This is a genomic window from Microcystis sp. LE19-84.1B, assembly GCF_027531875.1.
Taxonomy (GTDB): Bacteria; Cyanobacteriota; Cyanobacteriia; order Cyanobacteriales; family Microcystaceae; genus Microcystis; species Microcystis panniformis.
Window position 1 is genome coordinate 1 of the sequence record NZ_JAPZSR010000382.1, and the last position, 4,321, is coordinate 4,321.

Genomic DNA, 4,321 nt, shown 5'->3' on the forward strand with positions numbered 1-4,321 from the left:
TTGAAAATTTTTGCCTCAAACCCTATCGGCGTAAGAACTTCAGGATTTTGTGTCCAGTAGTTCATTAGTATTTCATTGCTTTAACTCAGGCTCTGTAAGACTTTTAGCCATAGCTAGTATGTTTATACGGGGGAAGTCCAGCTATACCAAGTAACGAAGAACCATATTTCTGAAACAGTTGAGTTTATTAGTAAAGCCAGACCCGTTGACATCAACGAGGCATAACATCGTTGAGAGAGAGTTGAAGATCGGGAAAAATAGGAGAGGAAATCAGTTCTCCCAAACGGTATTGCTGTTGCCGATAAACTTCATCAAGTAGTTGGCAGACGGTAAAAGTGGGTTGTTTGGGTTTGCCGATAAAGGCAATTCCTCCTAATCCGCGATAATCGACGATCCAATATTCAGGAATTCCCAAAAGCGCGTATTCTTCCACCTTACGAGCGTAATCGGTCTCCCAATTGCTACTGACCACCTCGACAACTAATTGAATCGATCGGGGTAGGGTAATTACAGGTTCTTTGTCCCAGATGGGTTCTAGGGGGAGAACGGTCTCATCGAGAACGACAACATCGGGACGACGAGCCGTGGCCGCGTCGGTAAAAGGGCGGATCAGACAGGTTCGGGGAATGAACCAAGGTTTTCGCGCTTTAATTAAAGCCATACCGATGTGGGTCGCTATTTTACCGCTAACCGTTTCATGCGGTCCAGTCGGTTCCATATCGATTAATTCTCCATCGGCTAATTCGTAGCGAAATTCATTGCCATATTTTTGTAAAAAATCCTCGAATACCAGAGGTTTTTGGGATAGGTAAGTCATCTGCACTCCCGATGGCAAAGCCCCTCAAGATAACGATTTGTAATTAGTTGAATTATATCCCAATTTTCAAGTCAATTTTAGCATCGGCGGGCATCCCGGGTTTAGCGTAGGTTTCCGACTGATCGATCGCTAATCTGACACCAAACACTTGCCGGACGCGATCTTTTTGGAAGTAAATATTTTCGGGAGTAAAGGCAGCTTTTAGATCGATCGCACTAACTTTAGCAGCTAAGGGGCGATCGGGATCGGAGTCGAGAAATACCTGCGCTGGTTTGCCCACATAAATTTTGCCGATGTCCCCTTCTGGTATATAGGCGCGCAGATAGATCGATTGGGGATCGATGACGGTGAGCAGGGTTTTCCCACTGGTAACTACGGCCCCCGGTTGCAAGGGACGATCCTGAACGATGCCATTAATCGGGCTTTTTACCTGCATGGAGTCGAGACGTTTTTGTAATTGTTGTTGATTAGCGATCGCCGCTTGTAAATTTGCCCGGGCTATGGCTAATCGGGCCTTAGCTTGTTCTTTTTGTTGTTGGTAAGCGCTTAACTGATTACTGCGAATGACGGAATTAAGGGCTGTGGAACGGGTTTGGGCTAAATTTCCCTGGGCTGCTCGCAGTTGCTGCCTGGCAGTGTTAACGGCGGCTTGTCGTGCCACGAGAGTCGCTTTAGCGGTGTCTAAGTCTGCTTTGGCCGCGTCGGCATCGGTACGGGTGCGATCGAATTGTTGCTGGCTAACTACTCCTTGCCTAAATAGTTGATCGTAACGTTCTCGATCGGCTAAAGCCAGTTTTAATTGGGCTTCTGCCCTGATTATTGCCGCTTCTGCCTGTTTTACCTCCGCTTTAGCCTGTTCTACTGCCGCTTGACCGGCAGCAACGTTGGCGCTCGCTTGGCTAACTCGTCCGGAGGAGTCTTCTTTTGCTTGCACTAAGTTCGCTGCCGCTTCTTGAATGCGACTTTCGGCCACGCTAATATCTAACAATGCTTGTGCTTCCTCTTGTCGGGCGGCGTTAACGGACGCGATCGCTGCTTGCAGTTGTTGATTAACTTCCTCATCGACGATTACTGCGATCACTTGTCCTGCTTTGACTCGATCGCCCTCCCGGACTAAAATTTGATCTACTCGTCCGCCAGTTTTTGCCCCGATATCAGTTTCGTCTGCTTCAATCCTGCCACTGACATTGAGTACCGTAGCTGGGGGGACCGGGGCAAAATGTCGCCAACCGAGATAACCGGCGGCAATCACAACAGCTAGGGGCAACAGCAACCGCGGGTTGAATTGCCGTTTTTCCGGGGCTACTGGCAAGTTAGGAACGGGGTGCGATCGAGCCATTACCTTTATCTCTCAAATTTGGCCAAGGTTGATACTTCGATTTTAAACGATAACTAGGGGCGCAATTTTTGAGAACTTATAAGTAGTCGTGGACAATTAATTTCCTAGTTGAGACAGGAGACCTTTCAGTTATCAGTAAACAGTGATCAGTGAATTGAAAACTCACATCTGATAACTGGTAACTGATCAATGAAACTGATTCAAGGCTTACGGCTAACAGCTTAGAACTGTAATCAATTTTGCTTAGGTAGTAAAATTAACTAGCAAAATACCAATTTTTCATAGTATTTGAGATGCGCTTATCCCGTTCTAATCTGTAATGATGGGATCAATTAGTTTTTCTTGGCATCGGCTTAAACCTCGTCTATTTTCCCTAGAAAATCTTGCCGATAAAATTACTAACTAACTACTTTTCTAATCAAGGTTTAAGGTTAAGGGTGATTAAAGTAAGCTTAACTAAATCTTAACCAAAAAAAACTAAAATATTTCTAGATTTAAAAGTAATATTTGTGCCTTAAACTATATTTTGAAGAAAGTTCAACTTTCTTCAATTGTGCAGAATTCTTCAACCAGAAAACTTATGATATTCTCAACTGCTACCCTAACTCGTGTGTGTGCTGTCTCCTTCGCCACGGCAGCGGCCCTAGCAGGGACGATGGGAGAAGCTTTCGCCCAAACCCTGAACGGTGCAGGAGCCTCCTTTCCCGCGCCCCTATACCAGCGTTATTTTGCCGACTATAAAAACGCCACTGGTGTCACCGTTAACTATAATTCCGTCGGTAGCGGCGCTGGTATTCGGCAATTTATCGCCGGAACCGTCGATTTTGGGGCTTCTGATGTGGCTCCTTCCTCCTCGGAAAAAAGCCAGATGAAAAACGGTTTACTGCTAGTTCCCACCGCCGGAGGAGCCGTCGCCGTGGTTTATAATCTGCCCGGGGTAAATAACCTGCAAATTTCCAGGGCTAACCTGGGTAAAATCTTCAGTGGCGAGATCACCAACTGGAAACAAGTGGATGCGAAACTGCCCGACCGACCGATTAAAGTAGTGGTTAGGGCTGATGGTAGCGGTACTACCGAGATTTTTACCTCTCACCTGAGCGCTATTAGTCCTTCTTTCAAAAGTAAAGTGGGAACCAGCAAAGAACCTAACTGGGGTTTTACGGTTCTCAAGGGACCGAAAAATGATGGTGTGGCAGCCCTGGTTAAACAAACAGAAGGTTCGATCGGTTACGTTCAAGATACCTTTGCCCGCAAAAATGAAGGGGCAACCATGAGAACCGCTAAAGTTCAAAATAAAGCCGGTCAATTTGTCGAACCGAGTCTCGCTCAAGCTAACAAGGCGATGGAAGGGGTGAAATTTAACGCTGATTTTACCGCTAATGTAGATGATCCGAGCAATGGCTATCCGATCGTCGGGATTACTTGGTTATTAGTACCGAAAGACTACGCTGATAACAAAAAAGCGGCAGAAATTAAAAGACTGTTGACTTGGATTCTCACCACCGGTCAAGGTATTAACAATCAATTGGAATTTACCCGGATTCCTCAATCGGTGACTGAAAAAGTTTTAGCCGAAGTTAACAAAATTAAATAAATACTTTTGTATTAGTTTGGGCTTGATTGTCACCGCTTTCCAGTAAGATGGAAAAAAGTTACTGGTTAAGTCCATAACTAATAACTGCAAGTATTTCTTTTCTCTGGGCTGAACAATGTTCAGCCCCTACAGTTGTATTTTAAACAACTGATAAGTAGTCAGTAGTTGTTAAAAATTGTCAGATTGCCCCCTTATCAAGGGGCTATCCATTAGTCACATCTTTCTTAACATAAAATTTGACAAAAAGAGAAAAGTGTGCAATATGGCTCAAGGGGGTTCTGTGGGGTGACTAAGCTAAAACGCACTTAAACCACCTAAAATAGAAATAGTAACTTGAGAAAAATTCGGCTCTTCGTTACTCTTTATGCTAAATCAACAGACAAGATGCCAAGATAACATACTTCTAACCCAAAAATTCCGAAAGTTTCTCAAGCCATAGCCTCTCCGTTTTATTAGTTTAAGTTTATTGTTGATTCCCTCGACCACCCCATTCGTTGTCCTTCGCTCGAAATAACTAATTATTTCTCCAAACCAGTTTCGGATTGTTTGACAACTCTTGGTAAAAACACTG

Annotated in this window: 4 protein-coding genes; 1 reads left to right on the forward strand and 3 read right to left on the reverse strand. The window is 44.6% G+C overall.

Features of this window, described 5'->3' with window-relative positions; translation table 11 throughout:
* Positions 1-211 precede the first annotated feature (211 nt).
* Both O9324_RS21525 and O9324_RS21530 read right to left on the reverse strand, forming a co-directional pair.
* A complete protein-coding gene (locus O9324_RS21525; protein ID WP_288141267.1) occupies positions 212-817 on the reverse strand; it encodes a Uma2 family endonuclease in 606 nt (201 codons plus the stop codon).
* A gap of 52 nt (positions 818-869) precedes the next feature.
* Positions 870-2,156, reverse strand: coding sequence for an HlyD family secretion protein (locus tag O9324_RS21530; RefSeq protein ID WP_288141268.1), 1,287 nt, complete (start codon positions 2,154-2,156; stop codon positions 870-872).
* A 580-nt stretch (positions 2,157-2,736) separates the two neighbouring features.
* On the opposite strand from O9324_RS21530, the gene pstS reads away from it, so the two are divergent.
* Entirely contained in the window at positions 2,737-3,750 is a 1,014-nt protein-coding gene (gene pstS, locus O9324_RS21535; protein ID WP_288141269.1) for a phosphate ABC transporter substrate-binding protein PstS, read from the forward strand.
* Between the two features lie 372 nt (positions 3,751-4,122).
* Here pstS and O9324_RS21540 read toward each other — a convergent pair.
* The coding region (locus tag O9324_RS21540) for a transposase (protein WP_287629896.1) at positions 4,123-4,321 on the reverse strand (199 nt) is incomplete at its 5' end.

Bases quoted from the DNA above. Each gene is read 5' to 3' on its own strand.
- O9324_RS21525 (WP_288141267.1), bottom strand. From the start codon at position 817: ATGACTTACCTATCCCAAAAACCTCTGGTATTCGAGGATTTTTTACAA.
- O9324_RS21530 (WP_288141268.1), bottom strand. From the start codon at position 2,156: ATGGCTCGATCGCACCCCGTTCCTAACTTGCCAGTAGCCCCGGAAAAA.
- pstS (WP_288141269.1), top strand. From the start codon at position 2,737: ATGATATTCTCAACTGCTACCCTAACTCGTGTGTGTGCTGTCTCCTTC.